Source organism: Flavobacterium sp. (assembly GCF_035299005.1).
GTDB lineage: Bacteria > Bacteroidota > Bacteroidia > Flavobacteriales > Flavobacteriaceae > Flavobacterium.
The window spans coordinates 522,665-545,379 of record NZ_DATGXL010000014.1; the positions used below are offsets into that span (position 1 = coordinate 522,665).

Sequence of the window (22,715 nt, forward strand, 5' to 3'; positions counted from 1 at the left end):
ATTTTTGGAACTCAAATTTTAAATAATTATTTATGTCTATTTGGAGAGTTAAACCAGTTTCTGCTTTTGAAGCTGATATGAAAAAAAGTGAATTGAAGAAAGTTCTCGGAAAATGGAGTTTGACTGCAATTGGTGTAGGAGCTATTATTGGAGGAGGAATTTTTGTTTTAACAGGAACAGGTGCTTATTATCATGCTGGCCCTGCTTTGGCAATTTCTTTTATCATTGCCGGTATAGCATGTGTTTTTGCAGCTCTATGTTATTCGGAGTTTGCATCAATTTTACCTGTTGAAGGTTCAGCTTATGCTTATGCTTACGGAACTATTGGTGAAATTTTTGCATGGATAATAGGTTGGGGGTTAATATTAGAATATGCCATGGGGTCAATGACCGTTGCGGTATCCTGGTCGGGGTATTTTAATAAACTACTCAAAATGTTTGGTATAAAACTCCCGGAGTGGCTAACTTCAGATCCAGCTAGTTACACCGGAGAAGGGTTTTCCATGAACTTACCAGCTTTCTTAATAGTTTTATTTGTGATTTCTATATTGATAAAAGGGACCCAAAGTGCAGCTAAAGCGAATAATTTGATAGTTATTCTTAAAGTTTCAGCTATCATATTTGTAATTATTGCAGGGGCTTTCTTTATTAACATTGAGAATTGGACGCCATTTATTCCTGAGGCTACACAAATAGTAGACAAAGAGACTACACATGAAGCATATGGTATTGCTGGAATTGTTTCTGGAGCTGCGGCTATCTTTTTTGCATATGTAGGATTTGATGCTGTATCAACACAAGCAGGTGAAGCCAAAAACCCTAAAAAAGACGTTCCTTTTGCAATTATTGCGTCTTTGTTAATTTGTACGCTTTTATATATTCTTGTTTCACTTGTGTTAACAGGAATGATGAATTATAAAGATTTTGATCCACTAGGACAATATCCAGATGCAATAAAAGCACCAGTTGCTTATGCCTTTGATATTGCTGGTCAAGCATGGGCAGGATATATTATTACCATTGCTGCTACAGTTGGATTAATTTCTGTATTAATGGTTATGATTATGGGACAATCTAGAATTTTCTTAGGAATGTCTAAAGACGGACTTATTCCTCAGGTATTTTCAAGAATTAATCCAATTTCAGGAACACCAAAGACAAATTTAATGATATTAGGAGGTGTAATTGCTATTGTTGCGGCATTTACTCCAATTAATAAATTGGCAGATATGACAAGTTTTGGGACATTATTTGCGTTCACTATGGTTTGCGTAGCAGTATGGATATTAAGAGTTAAACAACCAAATATAGAAAGAACATTTAAAGTGCCAGCTTTACCTGTAATTGCCGTTTGCGGAATACTTATTAATACATATTTGATGATTAACTTAAGTAAAGAAGCTCAGATGCTTTCTTTAGGATGGTTAGCTATAGGAATAATAGTGTATTTTCTTTATGGAAAACGAAATGCCAAATTAGGCAAGGAAAATCAACAATAAAATTAAGCCACTTTTTAGTGGCTTTTTTCATTTTTTTACGATATTTGTATTGTATGAAACCATTTTGGATAGGTTTATTGTCGCATCTTAAATTCCTCATCAAGAGAAATCCTGAGTGAGCGGTGCTTTTTTTGATTAATGAGTAAAGTTTTAGCTAATGCTTTTATTTTTTATTTTAACATTTAAACAAAAAACACAATGCCAATATATCATAAATTAGGAGAGATTCCTCGTAAACGTCATATACAATTTCGTAAACCAAATGGTGATTTGTATTATGAGCAGTTGTTCGGAACGGTAGGTTTTGACGGAATGTCAACCAATTCGTATCATGAACATAGACCAACTCAGGTTAAAGAAATTAGAAAACAATATAGCGTTGCGCCAAAAATTGCAAAATCAAATAACATCCAATCGTATAAATTACGTGGATTTGATGTAGCGCCGCAAGATGATTATTTAGAAAGCAGAAAAATAGTTTTAACTAATTCTGATTGCCATATTGTTTTAGCAGCACCTAGAAAATCTACAACCGATTATTTTTATAAAAATACAGATTCAGACGAAGTAATTTTTATTCATAAAGGAACAGGGAAACTAAGAACAATGCTTGGGAATTTAGATTTTCAGTACGGGGATTATTTAGTCGTTCCACGAGGAATGATTTACAAAATTGATTTTGATACCGAAGATAATCGTTTGTTTATTGTAGAATCGCATTCGCCAGTTTATACACCAAAACAATATAGAAATTGGTTCGGACAACTTTTAGAGCATTCGCCATTTTGCGAAAGAGATATTCGTCGTCCTCAAGAATTAGAAACCTATAATGAAAAAGGAGATTTTGTAATCAAAGTTAAAAAGAAAGATGAAATTTTCGAACTCGTTTATGCTTCACACCCATTTGATGTAATTGGATATGACGGATTTAATTATCCATATGCCTTTTCAATTCATGATTTTGAGCCGATTACAGGTAGAATTCATTTACCTCCACCAATTCATCAAACTTTTGAAACCAGCGCTTTTGTAATTTGTTCATTTGTACCAAGGTTATATGATTACCATCCTTTAGCTATTCCAGCACCATACAACCATAGTAATATAGATGCGGATGAAGTGTTGTACTATGTTGACGGTGATTTCATGAGTAGAAATGATATTAAAGCCGGAAATATTTCTCTTCATCCAGCAGGTATTCCTCATGGACCGCACCCTGGAGCAGCAGAAAGAAGTATAGGTAAGAAAGAAACATTAGAATTAGCAGTAATGGTTGATACATTCAAACCTTTAATGGTAACAGAAGACGCAATGGCAATTTCTGACGATGATTACTTTAAATCTTGGTTAGACGAATAATTAATTTAAACACAAATTCGGTAATTTTTACCCAATAAAATATATTAGAATATGGCAAAAGAAGTAAAATCTGTAGAGTACGGATTAGAAAAAATATTTGAAGGAGCGCAAGACTTTCTTCCGCTTTTAGGAACTGATTATGTTGAGTTTTATGTTGGAAACGCAAAACAATCAGCACATTATTATAAAACAGCATTTGGTTTCCAGTCGCATGCATATAGAGGTTTAGAAACTGGTTCAAAAGATTCTGTAAGTTATGTTTTGAAACAAGACAAAATTCGTTTGGTTTTAACAACACCATTAAACAGTAGTTCATCCATCAATGAACACCTTGCAAAGCATGGAGATGGAGTAAAAGTTATTGCTCTTTGGGTTGAAGATGCAAAATCAGCTTGGGAAGAAACAACGAAACGTGGAGCTATTTCGTTTATGGAGCCAACAATTGAAAAAGACGAGCATGGAGAAGTTGTTCGTTCGGGGATTTATACTTATGGTGAAACAGTTCACATTTTTGTAGAACGTAAAAACTATAATGGAGTATTTTTACCTGGTTTCGTAGAATGGAAATCGGAATACAATCCTGAACCACTTGGGCTTAAGTATGTAGATCATATGGTAGGAAATGTAGGTTGGGGAGAAATGAATCAGTGGGTTAAATGGTATGAAGACGTAATGGGATTTGAAAATTTCCTTTCGTTTGATGATACGCAAATCCATACAGAGTACTCAGCTTTGATGAGTAAAGTAATGAGTAATGGCAATGGAAGAATTAAATTCCCAATTAATGAACCTGCAAAAGGAAATAAAAAATCGCAAATTGAAGAATATTTAGATTTTTATGAAGGACCTGGTTGCCAACATTTAGCCGTAGCTACTGATGATATTATCAAAACTGTGTCTGGATTAAAAGCGCGTGGGGTTGAATTTTTGCCACCACCGCCACAAGCTTATTATGATGAAATTCCGAATCGCTTGGGAGTTCATAGAGATATGATGAAAGAAGACATCAAAAAATTACAAGAGTTATCTATTTTAGTTGATGCTGACGAGGACGGTTATTTATTGCAAATATTTACTAAGCCTGTAGAAGATAGGCCAACTCTTTTCTTTGAAATTATTCAAAGAATGGGTGCAAAAGGCTTTGGAGCAGGTAACTTTAAAGCACTTTTTGAATCAATTGAAAGAGAACAAGCTTTGAGGGGAACGCTATAAAAACACGGTTTTATTAAACAATCTTTAAAATACAACGTTGTAGCAATGTGATTTTTGATAAAAATATGTTAAAGTTTATTTTTTATTGAGAATAACTCAAAAACCTTTCTACATTTGCACTCGCAAAAACAGAGAGGTAGTTTGCTCTGACTTTTGTAGTAAATTTTCATAATTTATAGTTTTTTGGTTGGTTAATAGCATAAAAACTCAGTCATATTTTTGACTGGGTTTTTTTGTTTTACTATTTTTGGAACAGAAATTGCATTTTCATTTTAAAAATGAATAAAATATGAAAAAAATTATCTTACTTCTTGTTCTTTTTATCTTTACAAATTCATTTGTTCAAAGAGAAAATGCATACACAACTGGCGAATGGTTTAAGCTTAGAATTCATTATGGATTTGTAAATGCGGGTTATGCTACTTTAGAAATTAAAGATGCCGTAAAAAACAATAAAAAAGTTCATCATGTTATCGGAAAAGGTTGGACGGTTGGAATGAGTAAGTTTTTCTTCAAAGTAGATGACAATTACGAAAGTTATTTTGATAAAGAAACCGGGAAACCATATCAATTTGTTAGAAAAATTGACGAAGGCGGCTATACAAAAAACCAAGAAGGGTTTTTTAATCAAACAAAAAACACAGTTTTGGTTAAAGATTATAAAAAGAAAACCGAAAAAACATTTAGTGTTCCTGAGGAAGTTCAAGATATTGTTTCTTCTTTTTACTATTTAAGAAATCATCCAAAAATTGATAAGCTTAAGGTAGGTGAATCAATTGCTATTGATATGTTTTTTGATGAAGAAACTACAAAGTTTAAGTTAAAATTTTTAGGTAGAGAAGATATAAGCACTAAATTTGGAAAAGTTTCTTGTATGATGTTTAGACCTTATGTTCAAGCAGGGAGAGTTTTTAAAGAAGAAGAAAGCTTAACTGTTTGGATATCAGATGACGATAATAAAATACCAATTCGATTAAAAGCAAGTTTAGCCGTAGGTTCTTTAAAAGCAGATCTGGACGCGTTTAAAGGCTTGAAGCATTCATTTAAAATTAAAGTTAGCAAATAATGGAAATCACTCCAAAAATTCATGAACAATTAGATCAGTTGAATGATAAGTTTGTGGCAATCAACCAAAACACATCAACACATTTAGAAGGCTTACTTTGGGCAAAACCAATTACATATTGGGATTATATTCAAACCGATGCCTTGTTGAATTTACAAATTCAACGAACCACTTTGCCAGACGAAATGGTTTTTGTAATGTATCATCAAGTGAATGAACTATTGTTTAAAATGATTCTTTGGGAAATGAACCAACTTTGTCATACAGAACAACCTACAACAGCTTATTTTACAGAAAAATTAGGAAGAATTAGTCGTTATTTTGACATGTTAACCACATCTTTTGATATCATGAAAGATGGAATGGAGCCAGAACAATATTTGAAATTCAGAAATACTTTAACACCTGCTAGCGGATTTCAGTCAGCTCAATATCGTTTAATTGAATTTTCATCAACAGATTTGATAAACTTAATTGATAATCGTTTTAGAGCAACTATTGACAGAAATACACCATACGAGCATGCTTTTGAACACTTGTATTGGCAAGCAGCTGGTAAAGATTATCAAACAGGAGAAAAGTCCTATCTTATCTTAGAGTTTGAAAGAAAATACAAAAAGACTTTCTTAGAATATATGGAAGAATACAACACAATTAATTTGTGGCGAAAATTTAAACAGCTTCCAGAAGCAGATCAAAAAAACCCTGAGTTGGTTGCAGCAATGCGTCACTATGATGTAACTGTAAATATTACATGGGTTATGGGTCATTTTAATGCAGCAAAAAAATACATAGAAAGTGTACCTGGAAATCATGAAGCTACAGGAGGAAGTGATTGGAAAAAATACATGTTACCAAAATATCAAAAACGTATTTTCTTCCCAGAATTATGGACAAAAGAAGAATTAGATAATTGGGGAGAATAACAACATTTGCAAAAACAACAACATTGAGATATTTAATTTTAGCCCTTTTTTTTGTTACTTTTTTTACAGCATGTAATTCAAATGACAAAAAAGAAAATAAAAAACAAATTGTTAAAAAAGAACCTATAATCAAAGAGTATGGGTTTACATTTAATGACTATAAAGTAGTTCAAGATACGATTCGCTCAGGTGATACTTTTAGTGCGCTTTTAGAAAAGTTTCCGTTAAAAGATAGCCTTAAAATACATGAGGTTACTGAAAAAGTTAAAGATTCTTTTAATGTAAGAAGAATTAAAGCAGGAAAACCTTACATTCTGTTTTTAGACAAGAAAAAACCAAACACCTTACAAGCATTGGTTTATATAGAAGATAGAATCAATTATACTGTAGTTGATTTTAGAGATTCTTTAGTAGTGTCTAATAAACAAAAACCAACAGTTGTTAAGCGTCGGGTAGTTGCCGCAGAGATTAATGGTTCGCTTTCAGAAACGTTAAGTAATGCAGGTGTTAGCCCAGCATTAGCTCCAAAATTAGCAAACATCTATGCATATACCATCGATTTCTTTAAAATTCAAAAAGGGGACAAATTCGCTGTTACTATTAATGAAAGATATATAGATGACACCATTTATGTAGGAGTTGAAAGCATTGAAGCTTCCTACTTTGAACATAAAGGTAAAAAAATTTTCGCATTCCCTTATAAACTAAATGAAAATCAGAAAAAAGAAGATTATTATGATGAAAACGGGAAAGGCTTAAAGAGTATGTTTTTAAAAGCACCATTAGATTATTTCAGAATATCTTCACGTTTTTCTGGTAGACGTTTTCATCCTGTGCAAATGCGATTCAAGGCACACAACGGAACTGATTATGCGGCACCTCATGGAACTCCAATTAAAACAACCGCATCAGGTGTGGTCGAACGAACTGGATATACTGCCGGAAATGGAAATTTTGTAAAAGTTAGACATAGTTCTACCTATTCCACACAATATTTACACATGTCTAAGATTTTAGTTCGTAACGGACAAAGTGTTTCACAAGGACAAACAATTGGAAAAGTAGGAAGTACAGGTTTGGCGACAGGGCCACACGTATGTTATCGTTTTTGGAAAAATGGAGTGCAAGTTGATCCATTACGATTAAAATTACCGAATACAGAACCAATGGGTAAATCAGATAAACAAAAATATCTAAAATATATTGAACCTCTTAAAAGGGAATTGGATAGTATAACAGCAATAAAATTTAAAGAATAATGGCACTTAAAAACATAAATCCTTCGCAAACTGCAACTTGGCAAAAAATTCAATCTCACTTTGATACAATGAAAAATGTACAAATGAAAGATTTGTTTGCTAAAGACAGCAATAGAACAGAAAAAATGCACATTCAATGGAATGATTTTTTGGTTGATTATTCAAAAAATATTGCAACACAAGAGACTTTCAATTTACTTTTTGAATTGGCAAATGAAGCACAATTGAAAGATGCAATTTCTAAATATTTTCAAGGGGATTTAATTAATCAAACTGAAAACAGAGCTGTGTTGCATACAGCACTAAGAGCACCAGAAAATAAAAGTGTAATTGTCGATGGTGTAAATGTAATGCCAGAGGTATATTCGGTTAAAAATAAGATAAAGAATTTTTCACAAGAAGTTATTTCTGGAGAAAGAAAAGGATTTTCAGGAAAACCGTTTACAGATATTGTAAATATTGGGATTGGTGGTTCAGATTTAGGACCAGCGATGATTGTAGAAGCGTTGCAGTATTACAAAAATCATTTAAATGTTCATTTTGTTTCCAATGTAGATGGAGATCATGTTAATGAAGTAATCAAAAAAATAAATCCTGAAACTACTCTTTTTGTAATTGTTTCAAAAACATTCACTACACAAGAAACTCTATCAAATGCAGAAACAATTAGAAGTTGGTTCTTGCAATCAGCTAAGCAAGAAGATGTGGCAAAACACTTTGTTGCCGTTTCAACCAATATCCAAAAAGTCACAGAATTTGGAATAGATGCTAACAACGTTTTCCCAATGTGGGATTGGGTTGGAGGACGTTTTTCATTATGGAGTGCCGTTGGATTGTCTGTTAGTTTAGCGGTAGGGTTTAATAACTTTGATAGCTTATTAAAAGGAGCAAATCAGATGGATGAACATTTCAAAAATGAATCATTTGATAAGAATATTCCAGTTGTATTAGCTTTGTTGAGTATTTGGTATAACAATTTTTTTGGCGCAGAAAGCGAAGCTTTAATTCCCTATACACAATATTTACAAAAATTAGCGCCTTACTTACAACAAGGAATAATGGAAAGTAACGGGAAAAGTATTGGTAGAGATGGGAAACCAGTAAATTATCAAACAGGAACTATTATTTGGGGTGAACCAGGAACCAATTCCCAACACGCTTTTTTTCAATTAATTCATCAGGGAACAAAGTTAATTCCAACTGATTTTATTGGTTTTAAAGAAGCATTATATGGCAATAAAGACCATCATGATAAGTTGATGTCTAATTTTTTTGCTCAAACAGAAGCTTTATTGATGGGAAAAACACCAGACCAAGTGAAAGTAGAATTTGAAAAACAAGGAGTTGTTGGTAACAGAGCCGATTTTTTATTACCATTTAAGGTTTTTACTGGAAACAAACCAACTAACACATTGCTGATTAACAAGCTAACACCTGATACTTTAGGCGCTTTAGTGGCTTTATATGAGCACAAAATTTTTGTGCAAGGTGTTATCTGGAACATCTTTAGTTATGATCAATGGGGCGTTGAGCTTGGAAAGCAATTGGCAAACACAATTTTAGATGAAATTGTGAATGAAAAAGTACAAGAGCACGATAGTTCAACTTCATTTTTATTAAAAAAATATCTAAGTTAAATCATAATAATTAATAATATTTATAATCCTTGCTTGAAAAAGTGAGGATTTCTTTTATTAGGCATAAAATCATCGATAAAAAACAAAAAAAAACGTTAAAAAGATAATCTGTTGTTTTTTAATGAATTGAAGGACTTTGTTAACATTAACTTAACATTAGAAATAAAATCTTGTAAGAAATTTGCAGAAATATTTTAAAAACACAACAAATGAAAATTTTTAAAAATGTATTACTTTATGGTTTCTTATTTTTATCAACCATAACAGTATTTTCTCAATCAAAAATTACGGGGGGCGTAATGGACGGAGAGTTAAATCAGCCTTTAGCGGGAGCTAGTGTTGTTATTAAAGGAACAACAACGGGGACTTCTACAGATTTCGATGGAAAATTTGTATTAACAACAACGGAAAAAGCTGGAGAGCTTGTAATTACTTATTTAGGATTTGAAACTAAAACAGTTTCATTTACAACTTCTGGAGATGTTACGAATGTTGGATCTATCGTTATTTCACCAGAATCAGGACAGTTAGAAGACGTTGTGATTGTTGGTAAGGGAATTATCGACGTTGCAAAAGAACGTAAAACACCAATTGCAGTTTCTACAATTAAAGCTGTTGAAATTCAATCTAAAGTTGGTACAGCTGATGTAACACAAGCTATGGTAAATACTCCATCAGTTTATGTAGCAGGTCAATCAGGTGGTTATGGAGATTCTAGAATTACAGTTCGTGGATTTCAACAAGACAACACCGCTTTCTTATTAAATGGACAACCAATTAATGGAATGGAAGACGGTAAAATGTATTGGTCAAACTGGTCAGGTATGTCTGATATTGCAAACTTTATCCAAGTACAAAGAGGTTTAGGTTCTTCTAAATTGGCTATTTCTTCTGTAGGGGGTACAGTTAACTTTGTTACTAAAGCAACAGACAAAAAAGAAGGAGGATTCGCTTCTATGGGTGTAGCTAATAGTGATTATTTTAAAACTACTGCTGCATACAATACAGGTATGAGTGCAAAAGGTTTTGGTATGAGTATTATGATGTCTCACTGGCAAGGTGATGGTTACAACCAAGGAACTAGAGGAGAAGGACAAAATTATTTTATTTCTTTTGGATATAAACCGAATGACAGACATAATTTCAACTTCTTAATTACAGGAGCGCCACAATCTCACGATCAAAACTTTACTAAAAAAATATCTGATTATTTAGGTTTCGGCAGAAAATACAATAATAATTATGGTTATTTGAATGGGAAGTATATTTCTGAGAGAACAAATTTCTACCACAAACCAGTTGCTAATTTAAACTGGGATTTCAACATCAATAGTACAACTTCATTATCTACAGTTTTATATGCTTCATGGGGTCGTGGAGGTGGAACTGGAAATTATGGCAGTGGTAAGAAAAACATTTCTCAATTAAACCCATACACAGGACAAAATCAAAGTACTTATATAGATTACAATCAAATTTATGCAAATAATATAGCTGATACCGATGGCATTGGATCTAATGAAAATGGTTCTAACACAGGTATTCCAGCAGATCCATACCGTTCTAAAAATTATGTAATTAGAGCTTCTATGAATAATCATGCATGGTACGGAATTGTATCCAACTTGAAAAAAGAATTAAATGATAACTTAAATTTGAACTTTGGTTTAGATTTAAGAACTTATAATGGAGACCACTACCGTCAAGTAAGTAATTTTTTAGGTTTAAATGGCTGGTTTGAAGGAAGACCATTAAGAGATAACAATCACGTTGTTCCAAATCCAAATACCTTAAATATTGCTTCAAATACTGTAAATCAATCTTACAATATTAATCCTTGGTATGCTTTTTTTAATGCAGCCGATGATAATCAAAAAATTGATTATGACTATAGTGAAACTATCTCTTATGGTGGAGTTTTTGGTCAATTAGAGTATTCTAATGATAATTTTTCAGCATTCTTCCAAGGAGCTATTTCTAATCAATCACACCAAAGATTTGATTATTATGACTATCAAGATGAATTCCAAGATTCAGAAAAAGTTTCTAACGTAGGGTATAATGTAAAAGGAGGAGCTGCTTATAATTTTGCAGAAAAGCATTCAGTTTATGCAAACGGAGGTTATTATTCTCGTCAACCATATCATGATAATATTTTCTTAAACTTTACAAATCAAGTTAATCCATTAACTGAAAACGAAAAAGTATTAGGATTAGAAGCTGGATATACTTTCAAATCAAAAATGTTTTCTGGTAGTTTAAATGCGTACAGGACTACGTGGGAAGATAGAGTTGTTACAACTTCAGCGGTTCAAGCTACTAATGGAACTATTGGTACTACTCCAGTACTTGCGGGAGATGTTATTTTTACATCTAATCAAGGTGTTAAACAGGTTCATACAGGTTTAGAATTAGATTTTGTTTTCAAACCAACTTCAAATATAGATGTAAAAGGTTTTGCTTCTATGGGTAATTGGGAATATGTTGACAAAGCGATTAGTACAAAATATGATGAAAGTTTAAATCCTTTATTAGTTGCTGAGACAGATTTAGATGGAGGAAAAGTGGGAGATGCTGCTCAAACTACATGGGGATTAGGTGCTAAATATGAGTTTATTAAAAACTTTTCAATTGATGCTGATTGGAGAAACTACGATAAATTATATGCAAACGTTGCGGCTAAAGATAACTTAGAATTACCAAGCTATGATTTAGTGGATGCAGGTATTTCATATAAAATGTTAGTAGGTAAAGACAAACAGAATTCTGTTAACTTTAGATTTAACATGAATAACGTTTTTGATGAGGTTTATTTATCTGAGTTAACTTCAAATATTAAAACGGATGCATTTATTAGTGGAACTTCTGGTCCTACATATCAATCTGCTGGTAGAGTTTATAAAGGAATTGCAGATGGAAATCAAGGTTATTTCGGTTTCGGAAGAACTTGGAACTTTACAGTTCGTTATAACTTCTAATTCAATTTAGAAAACATATTTAAACCTCTTGCTCATTTTTTGAGTGAGAGGTTTTTTATTTCTTATATTTGTAATTCACAATAAAAAAACTAACTATGTATAACACGATTCTTTCTGTTCACTCTTATTTAGCTTATGCGGCTTTGGGTTTATTGTTTATTGCAACTATCAATGCTATTTTTGGTCTTACATCTAAAGGTTTGTTTAAGTCAAAAGATAGAAGTATTTCATTATTTGCTTTGATTGTATGTCATATGCAATTATTAGCAGGTTTAATTCTGTATTTTGTTTCTCCACTTGGATTAGAATCTTTTGGACAAATGAAAGAAGCAGCTTTAAGATTAACTTCATTAGAGCACCCGTTAATTAATATTATTGCATTAGCACTAATTACAATTGGATGGTCTAAACATAAGAATGAAGAAAGCAATAATGGTAAATTCAAAAAAATTGCCATTTTTTATACATTAGGATTACTTCTGATTTTATCAAGATTACCATGGGCTAATTGGTTAAACTAAGCCTTTGGTACACTATTTGGTAATAAGGATTTAAAACAAATTAAAAATGAAAAAATTAAGATATATCATTCCATTTGTGGTACTTATTACAGCTATAAGCAGTTTCTCTGACACAAGTAAAATTTTTGTCAGAGAAACAGCTATTTTAGATAGTATAAAAAAGCAAGATTCTCTAGCAATTATTGCCATCAAAAAGCAAGATTCTATTGATAATTTAAAAACAAAATTTTTTAAAGGAAACGCTCATGCTTCTTATTATCATGATAGATTTACTGGAAGAAGAACGGCGAGCGGACAAATTTTCAATAATAAAAAATTTACTGCTGCACATAGGACACTTAAATTTGGTACAAAGGTAAAAGTAACAAGTATTGTTTCTAAAAAATCAGTTATTGTTACAGTTAATGATAGAGGTCCGTTTGTAAAAGGAAGAGATATTGACTTATCAAAAGCTGCTTTTATGAAAATTGCTCCTTCAAAATATGGAGGTCATATCAAAGTTAACCTTGAACTTGTAGAATAATTAATTCCAATCTTTATAAGGCATATTACATAGATAAGCATTATAATACCGATTATCTCCTGTAACTTCTTTGCCTAGCCAGTTTGGTTTTTGAAAAGCGTCATTCTCATTTTTAAGTTCGATTTCGGCTACTATTAAACCATCATTTTCTCCATAAAAAACGTCAACTTCATATATGTGTCGGCCAAAAGGCACTTCATAACGAGTTTTATCAATTACTCCTTTTTCGCATAATAACAATAATTGTTCGGCTTCAGCAACAAGGATTTCTTTTTCCCATTCAAAACGCGTGGTTCCTGATTCATTTCCTTTGCCTTTGATGGTTATAAAACCTTTGTTTCCTTTGATGCGAATCCTAACGGTACGTTCTGGATTGGAATTCAAATAACCTTGAACTATTCGGTTAGAAATGGTGCTTTCTGAAATAAAATCAGTAGAAGTAACTAAAAATTTGCGCTCTATTTCTTTCAAAGTTTATGATTTATTTAGGTAACTAAAGTACAAAAAAAAATGTTTCTATTCGTATATTTACAATATTGACAAAACAAAAACATGAGCATAGTAAAAAAAAGGAGTACAGATACATTTGAGGGGATTTGTAAAATGTATTTTAATGATTTTCAACTTTGGAAAGAAGAAGATGCCATTGATGTTTTAGTTTCATTGGTTAATACTATTCGACCACATAAACCCAAAGAAAATGATGAGGTTTCAATTGCTAACATTTTGCATTTTTTGATTCAAAATCCAACAGAAAAAAAATACCTTATAACATATATTCACTCTCTTCTAGATAATAAAAATTTTGATAGAATTCTTACCGATGCGGGAATCTTACAAGACACTGATTTTTTTTACGAAGTTAGAAAGCGAGTTTTTGCTAAAATTTTACCTTATCAAGCACCAAAAGATACTTTACAGTATGTTTTAAATCAAATCTTTTATGCAGATTCAGATCCTATTTGGATTAATAAAATTCCCAAAAAAGAATTGGAAGAAATCTATGATTTATTGGAATTTAATTCAATTTATAACACAACAGAAGAAAGTTCGCCTTTGTATGAAGTGTTACAAGCTATGAATTTGTTATCGCAACGAAGTAGTGGAAAGGCTTTGGAAAGCGAAGTTTTAAAAATGGTACCTGAATATGATAAATTAGAAAGCCCTTTTGCTGCGTTTGAAAAAGAATTAGCTGCCATTCAAAACACTATTAAACAAAAAGAAAAAGATTTTTTTGTAACATCAGAGGATATCAATTATAGACAATTATTAGTTTTGTATAAGCAATGTAACGAATTTATTGAAAAAGCCTTTCAAAACTCTTCAAAATACGGAATTTCTTTGCGTGTAAATCAAAACTTACTTCGTATTAAACAGCAATTATATCGTTTAGGTGTTTTGTTGCCTATTTTAGTAATTGACAAACCGGCTGATAAAAAAGAAAAAACAATTGAATTGGCCATAAAGCTAATTAAATACAATTGCCAAAAGACAAATGTTCGAAAATTAGTCAGTGAAAGTACGCAGTTATTATCTTATGAAATTACGCAACACACCGCCAAAACGGGCGAACATTATATAACCGAAAGTAAAAAAGAATATTTTAAAATGTTGTATGCTGCTCTCGGAGGCGGATTAATTGTTGGATTTTTGTGTATTATTAAATTAACGCTTTCAACCGTACAAACAAGTGGTTTTGGACACGCTTTTTTATATAGTCTAAATTATTCGTTTGGGTTTGTTTTTATTTATTTGTTAGGTTTTACCCTAGCCACAAAACAGCCCGCCATGACCGCTGCGGCTTTAATTACAGCTTTAGAAGATGGTTTAAAGAAGCAAGCCCTCTCGGCCAATGAAAAGCATAAAAGTTTTGCTAAACTATTCGCCCGATTGTTCCGTTCTCAGTTTATTGCTTTTGTGGGGAATGTAGCCATGGCTTTTCCAGTTTCTTTGATAGGAATTTGGCTTATTGATATTGTACTAGATTATAATATTGCTGAAGTCAAGTGGACCAAATTAATTGGCGATTTAAGTCCAATTCACTCTTTGGCAATAGTTCATGCTGCAATTGCTGGGTTTTTCTTGTTTTTATCTGGAATTATATCTGGAAGCGTATCCAATAGGGACAAACATTTTGAAGTAAAATACAGAATCGAAGAACATCCATGGTTGAAAATGACCTTTGGAAAAACGAGAACAAAAAACTTAGCTACCTGGTACGATAAAAAATGGTCGGGAATTATTTCAAATCTTTGGTTTGGTATTTTTTTAGGAAGCACTGCTTCTATAGGTTTGTTTTTAGGCTTGAATTTAGATATTCGACACATCACTTTTGCTAGCGGAAATTTAGCATTAGGGCTTTATGGTGCTAATTATGTGGTGAGTAATACTATGTTGTTTTGGGGAATTTTCGGCATAGGAGTCATCGGATTGATTAATTTTTTAGTTAGTTTTGGCTTGTCGTTAGGATTGGCTTTTCGTTCTAGAAACATTCCAGTGGCCGAGTTAATGCCGATTTTTTCGTCAATAAAAAAACAATTTTTAAGTAAGCCAATGAGTTTCTTTTTTCCAACAGAATAATTAATCTATGGGAAACATGTCTTTACAACGAAAAATTATTCATATCGACATGGATGCATTTTATGCGTCTGTGGAACAAATGGACAATCCTGAGTTGAAAGGAAAACCTTTAGCGGTGGGCGGAAGTGAAATTAGAGGCGTTGTAAGCGCCGCAAGTTATGAAGCAAGAAAATATGGCGTTAGAAGTGCTATTAGTGGCATACAGGCTAAAAAATTATGTCCTGAGTTGATTTTTGTACGACCTCGTTTTGACCGGTACAAAGAAATTTCCAAAAAAATCCGAAAGATATTTCTCGATTATACAGATTTGGTTGAACCTTTGTCGCTTGATGAAGCCTATTTAGATGTTACTGAAAACAAAAAAGGGAATCCAAGCGCTACTTTAATTGCTCAAGAAATTAGAAAACGCATTTTTGAAGAAGTGGGTTTAACGGCTTCGGCTGGAATATCAGTGAATAAATTTGTGGCAAAAATAGCTTCCGATTACAACAAACCTAATGGACAAAAAACGGTAAATCCTGATGAAGTAGAAGCTTTTTTAGAGCAATTAGATGTTAAAAAGTTTTATGGTATAGGCAAAGTTACCGCAGAGAAAATGTACCAATTAGGTCTTTTTACAGGTTTTGATTTGAAGCAAAAGTCATTGGAATATTTAGAAAAACATTTCGGTAATAGTGGTTTACATTATTATCAAATTGTGAGAGGCATTCACAACAGTGCTGTTAAACCAAATAGGAAAATAAAATCCGTTGGAGCAGAACGCACGTTTAACGAAAATTTATCTTCTGAAATTTATATGGAAGAGCGGCTGCAAAATATTGCTAAAGAACTCGAAAAACGCTTACAAAAAAGCAAAATTTCGGGAAAAACTATTACATTAAAAATCAAATATTCCGATTTTACTTTACAAACGCGAAGTAAAACATTACCTTATTTTGTAAGCGACAAAGCCATTATTGCAGATGTAGCTAAAGATTTATTGTATCAAGAACGTTTGAAAAATTCCGTAAGATTATTAGGTATTTCGGTACACAATTTGAACAATGAAGAAAAAAGCAAAACTTTTTTACCTCAAAAAAGTGTTTCAGTGCAATTGCGTTTTGAGTTTTAAAAAAAATCCGTTCTGAATTTCAAAACGGATTTTTTGTATGTAAAAAGGTAAAATGTTACTCTATTTCAGAAACCCTTAAGGTGTTTACCATTCCTTTTTCAACTACTGGCATTGCCGCTAAGTTGATAAGCATGTCGCCTTTGTTTACGTATTTTTTTTCCACACAAATTTTATTGATGTCGTCAATAGTATCGTCTGTACTCACTAATTTGTCATAGAAAAAGGCTCTCACGCCCCATAAAAGGTTCAATTGTGTTAAAATTCTTCGGTTAGATGTAAATACTAAAATATGTGATTTTGGTCTCCAAGCCGAAATTTGGAACGCAGTATAACCAGAGTTGGTTAACGTAGTAACAGCTTTTGCATTAATAGCATCAGCCATAACAGCTGCATGATAACAAATTGATTTTGTAATAAAACGTTTGGTTCTAACATGTGGCTGCGTCAAAGGAACTTTAATTAGTGGAGAATCTTCTACACTTTCAATAATACGTGTCATCGTTTCAATTACTTCTACAGGATAATTTCCTACAGAAGTTTCACCAGATAACATCACTGCATCAGCTCCGTCCATTACCGAATTGGCAACGTCGTTCACTTCGGCACGTGTTGGTGTTAAGCTTGTAATCATAGTTTCCATCATTTGTGTGGCCACAATTACTGGAATTCGCGCTGTTTTTGCTCTATGAATTAATTTTTTCTGAATCAAAGGCACTTCTTCTGCTGGAACTTCTACACCTAAATCACCACGAGCCACCATCAATCCGTCACAGAAAGCAACAATTTTGTCAATATTTTCAACTGCTTCAGGCTTTTCAATTTTGGCAATAATTGGAATTTTATGATCCGAATGCTTCGCAATTAAATCTTGTAATTCTTCTAAGTCTTTAGGTGTTCTTACAAACGAAAGCGCAATCCAATCTACTTTGTTTTCGATAGCAAAAACAGCGTCTTTGATGTCTTTTTTAGTTAAAGCTGGTAACGAAACTTTTGTGTTAGGTAAGTTAACTCCCTTTTTTGATTTTAGTGGGCCACCTTGAACCACCATTGCTTCAACCTCTGTGTTTTTGTCTGTTTTAGTTACTTCAAAAATTAGCTTTCCGTCGTCTAATAAGATTCTTTCGCCTGGATTTACATCTTTTGGAAACTCTTTGTAGTTCATATATACTCTAGATGCAGTTCCTAATACGTCTTCGGCAGTGGTAAAAGTAATGATATCGCCTTTACTTACTACAACATCTTCTTTCATAACACCTACACGTAATTTTGGACCTTGTAAATCAGCTAATATAGAAGTGGTATATCCGTATTCGTCGTTTAATTCTCTAATAATGTTGATGCGTTCTGACACGTCTGTATAATCTGCGTGTGAAAAATTAATTCTGAAAACATTAACTCCAGCATCAATCATGTTTTTAATTACTTCCTTTGAGCTACAGGCAGGACCTAAAGTAGCTACAATTTTAGTCTTTTTGTTCGTCGACATTTTTTAAAAAATTAAATTATTTTTAGATTTTAAATTTGTTGTTTCAATTGTATAAACTGTAGTTACATTTTTAATAGATAACAATTTTTCTATCATATCCTCTTCATCAAAATCGTAATCAATGTTTTCAATTTTTAAGAGATAATCCGCTTTTTTATACTCAGGTAAAAGAAAAACAGTAATATCTACTTGGTCAAACAATTGAGCGACTTTCTTTTTTGAAGTTACAATGGTAGTTTTGTTTTCTATTAAACTCCATTGAACATCACTTTTTTCATCATCAAATATGTAATTACTAAAAGCGCTTTTTCCTTCCGGAATAGCGATTTCAATGTTGGACTCATTTTTAATTAAACGAGTGTCCAAAATTTTATTGATGGCATAGGCTAATTTGTAATCATCTAACGAAGAATGAATCGCAATTAGTTCATAATCATCTGAAATAAAATCGTTTATTTGAATTTTATGAATAGCCATCAGATACAATTTGAATGTAAATATAGTATTAAAATCTATTAAAATTTTGCAGTTTAACGCTTCTTAACGTTAATTTACTAACGCAAACGTTTTAGTTTTGAATTATTTTTGAGAAATTTTTTCTTGCAGAGCAAAATAAGCTCTTTGTGAAGCTTTTTCTTCTGCTTTTTTCTTTGAAGTTGCTCTAGCTTTTGCTATAATTTTTTGGTCAATAATTAGTTTTACGCCAAAATATTTTTGACCCTCTATACCATTATCTTCCACAAAATCAAATGAAAAAGGAATCTTTTCTTTTTGGCACCATTCGATAATTAAACTTTTATAACTGATAACTTTTCCTTCTAGTTTGGCAATATCAACATATTGTTTGATAATTTTTGTGCGAATGAATTTTTCACAATATTCAAATCCTCTGTCTAAATAAATTGCGCCTATAAAAGCCTCAAATAAATTTCCATGAATATTTTCTCCAAACTGGTTTGAATTTACTTTACTCTCTACAAAACTAACCAAATTGAAATCGCGTCCTAATTCATTCAAGTGTTCACGACTCACAATTTTAGAACGCATTTTTGTTAAATAACCTTCATCTCCTGACGGTACTTCATTATACAAATGTGCTGCAATTACACTGCCTAGCATAGCATCACCAAGAAATTCTAATCGTTCATAGTTAAAAGGATTTCCTTTTTCATCGACCTTGTTGGTAGAGCGATGGGTAAATGCTTTCTGGTAATATTTTAATTCTTTAGGCTCAAAACCAAGAATAGTGGTAATTTTTTTAAAAAAAATCCCGTCTTCTGGAGAACGGGAATTTTTGGTTATTTTTTTTAATAAACGACGCATGAAATTAGTCTTCTAATTTTTTAAATAAAACACACGCATTATGACCGCCAAAACCAAAAGTGTTGCTCATAGCAACTTTAATTTCACGATTTTGTGCTTTGTTCAAAGTTAAATTTAATGAAGGATCAATATTTTCATCTACCGTAGTATGATTAATTGTTGGAGGAACAATGCTGTTTTTCATAGCTAAGATGGAAGCAATAGCTTCAATAGCACCAGCAGCCCCAAGTAAATGACCTGTCATTGATTTTGTAGAATTGATGTTAATGTTTTTAGCATGATCACCAAATACATGACTAATTGCTTTCAATTCTGCAACATCACCAAGAGGAGTTGAAGTTCCATGTGTATTGATGTGGTCAACCATTTCAGGAGCCATTCCGGCATCTCGTAAGGTGTTTTCCATAACAGCAATAACCCCAATTCCTTCTGGATGTGGAGCTGTTAAATGGTATGCGTCAGAAGACATTCCTCCACCACCAATTTCGCAATATATTTTAGCACCACGTGCTTTAGCATGTTCATATTCTTCTAAAACTAATGCTCCTGCTCCTTCGCCTAATACAAAACCATCACGAGTGGCATCAAAAGGTCTTGAAGCTGTTTCAGGGCTTTCATTTCTCGTTGAAAGTGCGTGCATCGAATTAAATCCGCCCATTCCAGCAATAGTAACAGCTGCTTCAGAACCTCCAGATATAATAACGTCACACATTCCTAAACGAATGTAGTTAAACGCATCAATCAAAGCGTTTGCAGAAGAAGCACACGCAGAAACAGTAGTATAATTTGGCCCCATATATCCATTTCTCATAGAAATGTGAGCTGGTGCAATATCAGCAATCATTTTTGGGATAAAAAACGGATTAAACTTTGGCGTTCCATCTCCTTTAGCATAATACATTACTTCGTCTTGAAAAGTTTCTAAACCACCAATTCCAGCACCCCAAATTACACCTACTCTGTGTTTATTCACATTTTCTTGGGTAATTCCAGCGTCTTTAATTGCTTCATCACTTGCAGCAATTGCATATTGCGCAAATTTATCCAATCTACGAGATTCTTTACGATCCATGTAATCTTCAATATTGAAGTTCTTTACTTCACAAGCAAATTTAGTTTTGTGTTTTTCGGTATCGTAATATGTTATAGGAGCAGCACCGCTTTTTCCAGTGATTAATCCTTCCCAGTATTCTTGAATATTATTTCCGATTGGAGTTAATGCCCCAAGACCGGTTACAACAACGCGCTTTAATTGCATAGTTTTTAATTTTCGGTTAATATAAAAAAACCCAAAGTGCTTTTAATAATTACTAAAAGAAACAATGGGTATTACATATTTTTTTTATTGGTATGATTGTAATACAATCAATGTTTGCAAAATCTTAATAAAAGATTTAAAACTGAAAGTAAAAAAATAATAACATCCATAAAGGTTGCCCCTTATGGATGTCTTAAATATTATTTTTTAGCTTCCTCGATGTAAGAGATAGCTTGACCTACAGTAGCAATGTTTTCAGCTTGGTCGTCTGGAATTTGAATATCAAATTCTTTTTCGAACTCCATAATAAGCTCAACAGTGTCTAATGAATCAGCTCCTAAATCGTTAGTGAAGCTTGCTTCTGTTACAACTTCGTTTTCGTCAACACCTAATTTGTCTACGATAATCGCTTTTACTCTTGATGCAATGTCTGACATAATCTTTTAATTTTTAATTTAATTTGTTGGCAAAAATAAAAAACTTTATTTTAAAACAACATTTTTGTTACTAAATGTGACTACGAATTTAAAAAAAATAATTCACAAAGGCTTCTTTTTTTTATTTTTTACCAAATTTTATTCTTTTTTTTGTGGGAAGAAATCAATCCAAAATGAAAAAAATTGTGCTTTTTGCTTCCGGAAATGGGTCAAATGCCGAAGAAATAATTAGGTATTTTAAAGAAAATAACCAAGGAACTGTAGTCGCTATCTTCTCTAACAAACCAGATGCCAAAGTGTTAGATAGAGCAAAAAATCATGATATTCCAGCTATAGTTTTTTCACGAGCGCAGTTAAATGAAGGATTTGTACTTAAAAAGTTGCATCAATTTCAACCTGATGTAATTGTGTTGGCTGGATTTCTATTAAAATTTCCAGAAAACATTTTAAAGCAATATTCAAAAGTGATTAACATCCATCCTGCTTTATTGCCAAAATATGGTGGAAAAGGAATGTATGGAATGAATGTGCATCAAGCTGTTTTAGAAAATAAAGAAAAAGAAACAGGAATTACAATTCATTATGTAAATGAACATTATGATGAAGGTGAATTTATCTTTCAAAAAACAGTAAATATTGAAGATTGCAAAACAGCAGAAGAAATTGCACAAAAAGTTCACGAATTAGAACACCAATATTTTCCAACAGTTATTTCAGAAATTCTAAATTCTAAATTCTAAACTCAAATTTTGTCACACGAGGTCCACATATACACCGACGGTGCCGCCAAGGGAAATCCTGGGCCAGCTGGTTATGGCGTTGTTATGGAAATGGTTGGAACTCCATATAAAAAAGAATTTTACGAAGGTTTTCGATTGTCTACCAATAATAGAATGGAATTATTAGCGGTAATTGTAGGTTTAGAAAAATTAAAAAACCCAAAAACCAAAGTTTTAGTGGTTTCCGATTCTAAATATGTAGTGGATGCTGTTGAAAAAAGATGGGTATTTCAATGGGAAAAAATCGGTTTCAAAGCCAAAAAAAATCCCGATTTGTGGATGCGGTTTTTAAAAGCATATCGAAAACATCAAGTGGATTTTCAATGGGTAAAAGGGCATAATAGCCATCCGCAAAATGAACGATGTGATGCACTAGCTGTTATGGCTTCGCAACAAAACAGCTTGTCAATTGACGAGTTCTATGAAAAGGAAGAATCAAAATTAATTTAGCAAATCAGTTGAATTAAAGATGTGTTTTTATTTTCTGCTAAATCCTTTCAATATTTCTTATATTTGCTACCCGAAATTTCTCGAAAACTCAAATCAAAAATATAACTTTATAGATTATGGGAATGAATAAAAATACAATCTTAGCTTGGGCAACATTTATTATGATTTTAATGGGCTTGCTTTTAATTGGTTTAGGAATTTACAGATATGCAGATGTTGCTGGCTGGGGATTTTCTGCTGTTGGAGTAGGTTTCTTTGCTATTGCATGGGTTTTTAATGCGTTAAAAGGAAGGGTGTAAATAATTTATAAG

The 22,715-nt window shown here is 32.4% G+C and carries 21 protein-coding genes; 15 read left to right on the forward strand and 6 right to left on the reverse strand.

The features are described from left to right. Positions 1-32: 32 nt before the first annotated feature. The 10 genes from VK164_RS11260 to VK164_RS11305 all read left to right on the forward strand — a co-directional run bounded on the left by VK164_RS11260 (position 33) and on the right by VK164_RS11305 (position 12,980). Positions 33-1,499 carry an APC family permease gene (locus tag VK164_RS11260; protein WP_324209436.1) on the forward strand — a complete coding sequence of 489 codons (1,467 nt, stop codon included), beginning with the start codon at positions 33-35 and terminating at the stop codon, positions 1,497-1,499. A gap of 198 nt (positions 1,500-1,697) precedes the next feature. Next, the gene (locus VK164_RS11265) at positions 1,698-2,858 is read left to right on the forward strand and encodes a homogentisate 1,2-dioxygenase (protein ID WP_324209437.1); all 1,161 of its coding nucleotides are present in this window, start codon (positions 1,698-1,700) and stop codon (positions 2,856-2,858) included. A 51-nt stretch (positions 2,859-2,909) separates the two neighbouring features. Beyond that, complete coding sequence (hppD, locus tag VK164_RS11270; RefSeq protein WP_324209438.1) at positions 2,910-4,070, forward strand: 4-hydroxyphenylpyruvate dioxygenase; 1,161 nt, start codon at positions 2,910-2,912, stop codon at positions 4,068-4,070. A 289-nt stretch (positions 4,071-4,359) separates the two neighbouring features. Further along, positions 4,360-5,136 (forward strand): DUF3108 domain-containing protein, encoded by a 777-nt coding sequence (locus VK164_RS11275; protein ID WP_324209439.1) that lies wholly within the window; start codon positions 4,360-4,362, stop codon positions 5,134-5,136. Next, complete coding sequence (locus VK164_RS11280; protein WP_324209440.1) at positions 5,136-6,062, forward strand: tryptophan 2,3-dioxygenase family protein; 927 nt, start codon at positions 5,136-5,138, stop codon at positions 6,060-6,062. Before VK164_RS11275 ends, VK164_RS11280 begins: the two co-directional genes overlap by 1 nt. Positions 6,063-6,085: 23 nt before the next feature. Continuing rightward, entirely contained in the window at positions 6,086-7,321 is a 1,236-nt protein-coding gene (locus VK164_RS11285) for a M23 family metallopeptidase (RefSeq protein WP_324209441.1), read from the forward strand. Continuing rightward, positions 7,321-8,958, forward strand: a complete 1,638-nt coding sequence (gene pgi, locus VK164_RS11290; RefSeq protein WP_324209442.1) for a glucose-6-phosphate isomerase — start codon at positions 7,321-7,323, stop codon at positions 8,956-8,958. Before VK164_RS11285 ends, pgi begins: the two co-directional genes overlap by 1 nt. A 209-nt stretch (positions 8,959-9,167) precedes the next feature. After that, a complete protein-coding gene (locus tag VK164_RS11295) occupies positions 9,168-11,936 on the forward strand; it encodes a TonB-dependent receptor (RefSeq protein WP_324209443.1) in 2,769 nt (922 codons plus the stop codon). 95 nt (positions 11,937-12,031) lie between these two features. Further along, positions 12,032-12,457, forward strand: coding sequence for a hypothetical protein (locus tag VK164_RS11300; RefSeq protein WP_324209444.1), 426 nt, complete (start codon positions 12,032-12,034; stop codon positions 12,455-12,457). A gap of 46 nt (positions 12,458-12,503) precedes the next feature. Next, the gene (locus tag VK164_RS11305) at positions 12,504-12,980 is read left to right on the forward strand and encodes a septal ring lytic transglycosylase RlpA family protein (RefSeq protein ID WP_324209445.1); all 477 of its coding nucleotides are present in this window, start codon (positions 12,504-12,506) and stop codon (positions 12,978-12,980) included. Here VK164_RS11305 and VK164_RS11310 read toward each other — a convergent pair whose 3' ends face one another. After that, positions 12,981-13,451 (reverse strand): CYTH domain-containing protein, encoded by a 471-nt coding sequence (locus VK164_RS11310; protein ID WP_324209446.1) that lies wholly within the window; start codon positions 13,449-13,451, stop codon positions 12,981-12,983. Positions 13,452-13,532: 81 nt separating this feature from the next. Here VK164_RS11310 and VK164_RS11315 point away from each other — a divergent pair, with 81 nt between their 5' ends. Together VK164_RS11315 and dinB are read left to right on the forward strand one after the other, a co-directional pair. Next, the gene (locus VK164_RS11315; protein ID WP_324209447.1) at positions 13,533-15,560 is read left to right on the forward strand and encodes a recombinase; all 2,028 of its coding nucleotides are present in this window, start codon (positions 13,533-13,535) and stop codon (positions 15,558-15,560) included. A gap of 7 nt (positions 15,561-15,567) precedes the next feature. Beyond that, the gene (gene dinB / locus VK164_RS11320) at positions 15,568-16,671 is read left to right on the forward strand and encodes a DNA polymerase IV (RefSeq protein WP_414655550.1); all 1,104 of its coding nucleotides are present in this window, start codon (positions 15,568-15,570) and stop codon (positions 16,669-16,671) included. A 55-nt stretch (positions 16,672-16,726) separates the two neighbouring features. Here the strand turns inward: dinB and pyk are convergent, their stop codons facing one another. The 5 genes from pyk to VK164_RS11345 all read right to left on the reverse strand — a co-directional run bounded on the left by pyk (position 16,727) and on the right by VK164_RS11345 (position 21,175). Continuing rightward, complete coding sequence (gene pyk / locus VK164_RS11325; protein ID WP_324209448.1) at positions 16,727-18,157, reverse strand: pyruvate kinase; 1,431 nt, start codon at positions 18,155-18,157, stop codon at positions 16,727-16,729. 3 nt (positions 18,158-18,160) lie between these two features. Next, complete coding sequence (locus VK164_RS11330) at positions 18,161-18,634, reverse strand: IPExxxVDY family protein (RefSeq protein ID WP_324209449.1); 474 nt, start codon at positions 18,632-18,634, stop codon at positions 18,161-18,163. 102 nt (positions 18,635-18,736) lie between these two features. Further along, complete coding sequence (gene rnc / locus VK164_RS11335; protein WP_324209450.1) at positions 18,737-19,480, reverse strand: ribonuclease III; 744 nt, start codon at positions 19,478-19,480, stop codon at positions 18,737-18,739. Between the two features lie 4 nt (positions 19,481-19,484). Further along, a complete protein-coding gene (fabF, locus tag VK164_RS11340) occupies positions 19,485-20,738 on the reverse strand; it encodes a beta-ketoacyl-ACP synthase II (protein WP_324209451.1) in 1,254 nt (417 codons plus the stop codon). 200 nt (positions 20,739-20,938) lie between these two features. Further along, positions 20,939-21,175: an acyl carrier protein gene (locus tag VK164_RS11345; protein WP_007137004.1), complete on the reverse strand. Its 237-nt coding sequence runs from the start codon at positions 21,173-21,175 to the stop codon at positions 20,939-20,941. A 173-nt stretch (positions 21,176-21,348) separates the two neighbouring features. On the opposite strand from VK164_RS11345, the gene purN reads away from it, so the two are divergent. The 3 genes from purN to VK164_RS11360 all read left to right on the forward strand — a co-directional run bounded on the left by purN (position 21,349) and on the right by VK164_RS11360 (position 22,703). Next, complete coding sequence (gene purN / locus VK164_RS11350) at positions 21,349-21,915, forward strand: phosphoribosylglycinamide formyltransferase (RefSeq protein WP_324209452.1); 567 nt, start codon at positions 21,349-21,351, stop codon at positions 21,913-21,915. Between the two features lie 9 nt (positions 21,916-21,924). Further along, on the forward strand, positions 21,925-22,404 hold the full coding sequence (rnhA, locus tag VK164_RS11355) for a ribonuclease HI (RefSeq protein WP_324209453.1): 480 nt from the start codon (positions 21,925-21,927) through the stop codon (positions 22,402-22,404). Between the two features lie 116 nt (positions 22,405-22,520). Beyond that, a complete protein-coding gene (locus VK164_RS11360; protein ID WP_026725732.1) occupies positions 22,521-22,703 on the forward strand; it encodes a CAL67264 family membrane protein in 183 nt (60 codons plus the stop codon). Positions 22,704-22,715: the final 12 nt, after the last annotated feature.

Bases quoted from the DNA above. Each gene is read 5' to 3' on its own strand.
- VK164_RS11345 (WP_007137004.1), bottom strand. From the start codon at position 21,175: ATGTCAGACATTGCATCAAGAGTAAAAGCGATTATCGTAGACAAATTA.
- pgi (WP_324209442.1), top strand. From the start codon at position 7,321: ATGGCACTTAAAAACATAAATCCTTCGCAAACTGCAACTTGGCAAAAA.
- VK164_RS11300 (WP_324209444.1), top strand. From the start codon at position 12,032: ATGTATAACACGATTCTTTCTGTTCACTCTTATTTAGCTTATGCGGCT.
- VK164_RS11280 (WP_324209440.1), top strand. From the start codon at position 5,136: ATGGAAATCACTCCAAAAATTCATGAACAATTAGATCAGTTGAATGAT.
- VK164_RS11330 (WP_324209449.1), bottom strand. From the start codon at position 18,634: ATGGCTATTCATAAAATTCAAATAAACGATTTTATTTCAGATGATTAT.
- fabF (WP_324209451.1), bottom strand. From the start codon at position 20,738: ATGCAATTAAAGCGCGTTGTTGTAACCGGTCTTGGGGCATTAACTCCA.
- VK164_RS11260 (WP_324209436.1), top strand. From the start codon at position 33: ATGTCTATTTGGAGAGTTAAACCAGTTTCTGCTTTTGAAGCTGATATG.
- VK164_RS11265 (WP_324209437.1), top strand. From the start codon at position 1,698: ATGCCAATATATCATAAATTAGGAGAGATTCCTCGTAAACGTCATATA.
- dinB (WP_414655550.1), top strand. From the start codon at position 15,568: ATGGGAAACATGTCTTTACAACGAAAAATTATTCATATCGACATGGAT.
- rnc (WP_324209450.1), bottom strand. From the start codon at position 19,480: ATGCGTCGTTTATTAAAAAAAATAACCAAAAATTCCCGTTCTCCAGAA.
- VK164_RS11295 (WP_324209443.1), top strand. From the start codon at position 9,168: ATGAAAATTTTTAAAAATGTATTACTTTATGGTTTCTTATTTTTATCA.
- VK164_RS11360 (WP_026725732.1), top strand. From the start codon at position 22,521: ATGGGAATGAATAAAAATACAATCTTAGCTTGGGCAACATTTATTATG.
- VK164_RS11275 (WP_324209439.1), top strand. From the start codon at position 4,360: ATGAAAAAAATTATCTTACTTCTTGTTCTTTTTATCTTTACAAATTCA.
- purN (WP_324209452.1), top strand. From the start codon at position 21,349: ATGAAAAAAATTGTGCTTTTTGCTTCCGGAAATGGGTCAAATGCCGAA.
- hppD (WP_324209438.1), top strand. From the start codon at position 2,910: ATGGCAAAAGAAGTAAAATCTGTAGAGTACGGATTAGAAAAAATATTT.
- VK164_RS11315 (WP_324209447.1), top strand. From the start codon at position 13,533: ATGAGCATAGTAAAAAAAAGGAGTACAGATACATTTGAGGGGATTTGT.
- pyk (WP_324209448.1), bottom strand. From the start codon at position 18,157: ATGTCGACGAACAAAAAGACTAAAATTGTAGCTACTTTAGGTCCTGCC.
- VK164_RS11305 (WP_324209445.1), top strand. From the start codon at position 12,504: ATGAAAAAATTAAGATATATCATTCCATTTGTGGTACTTATTACAGCT.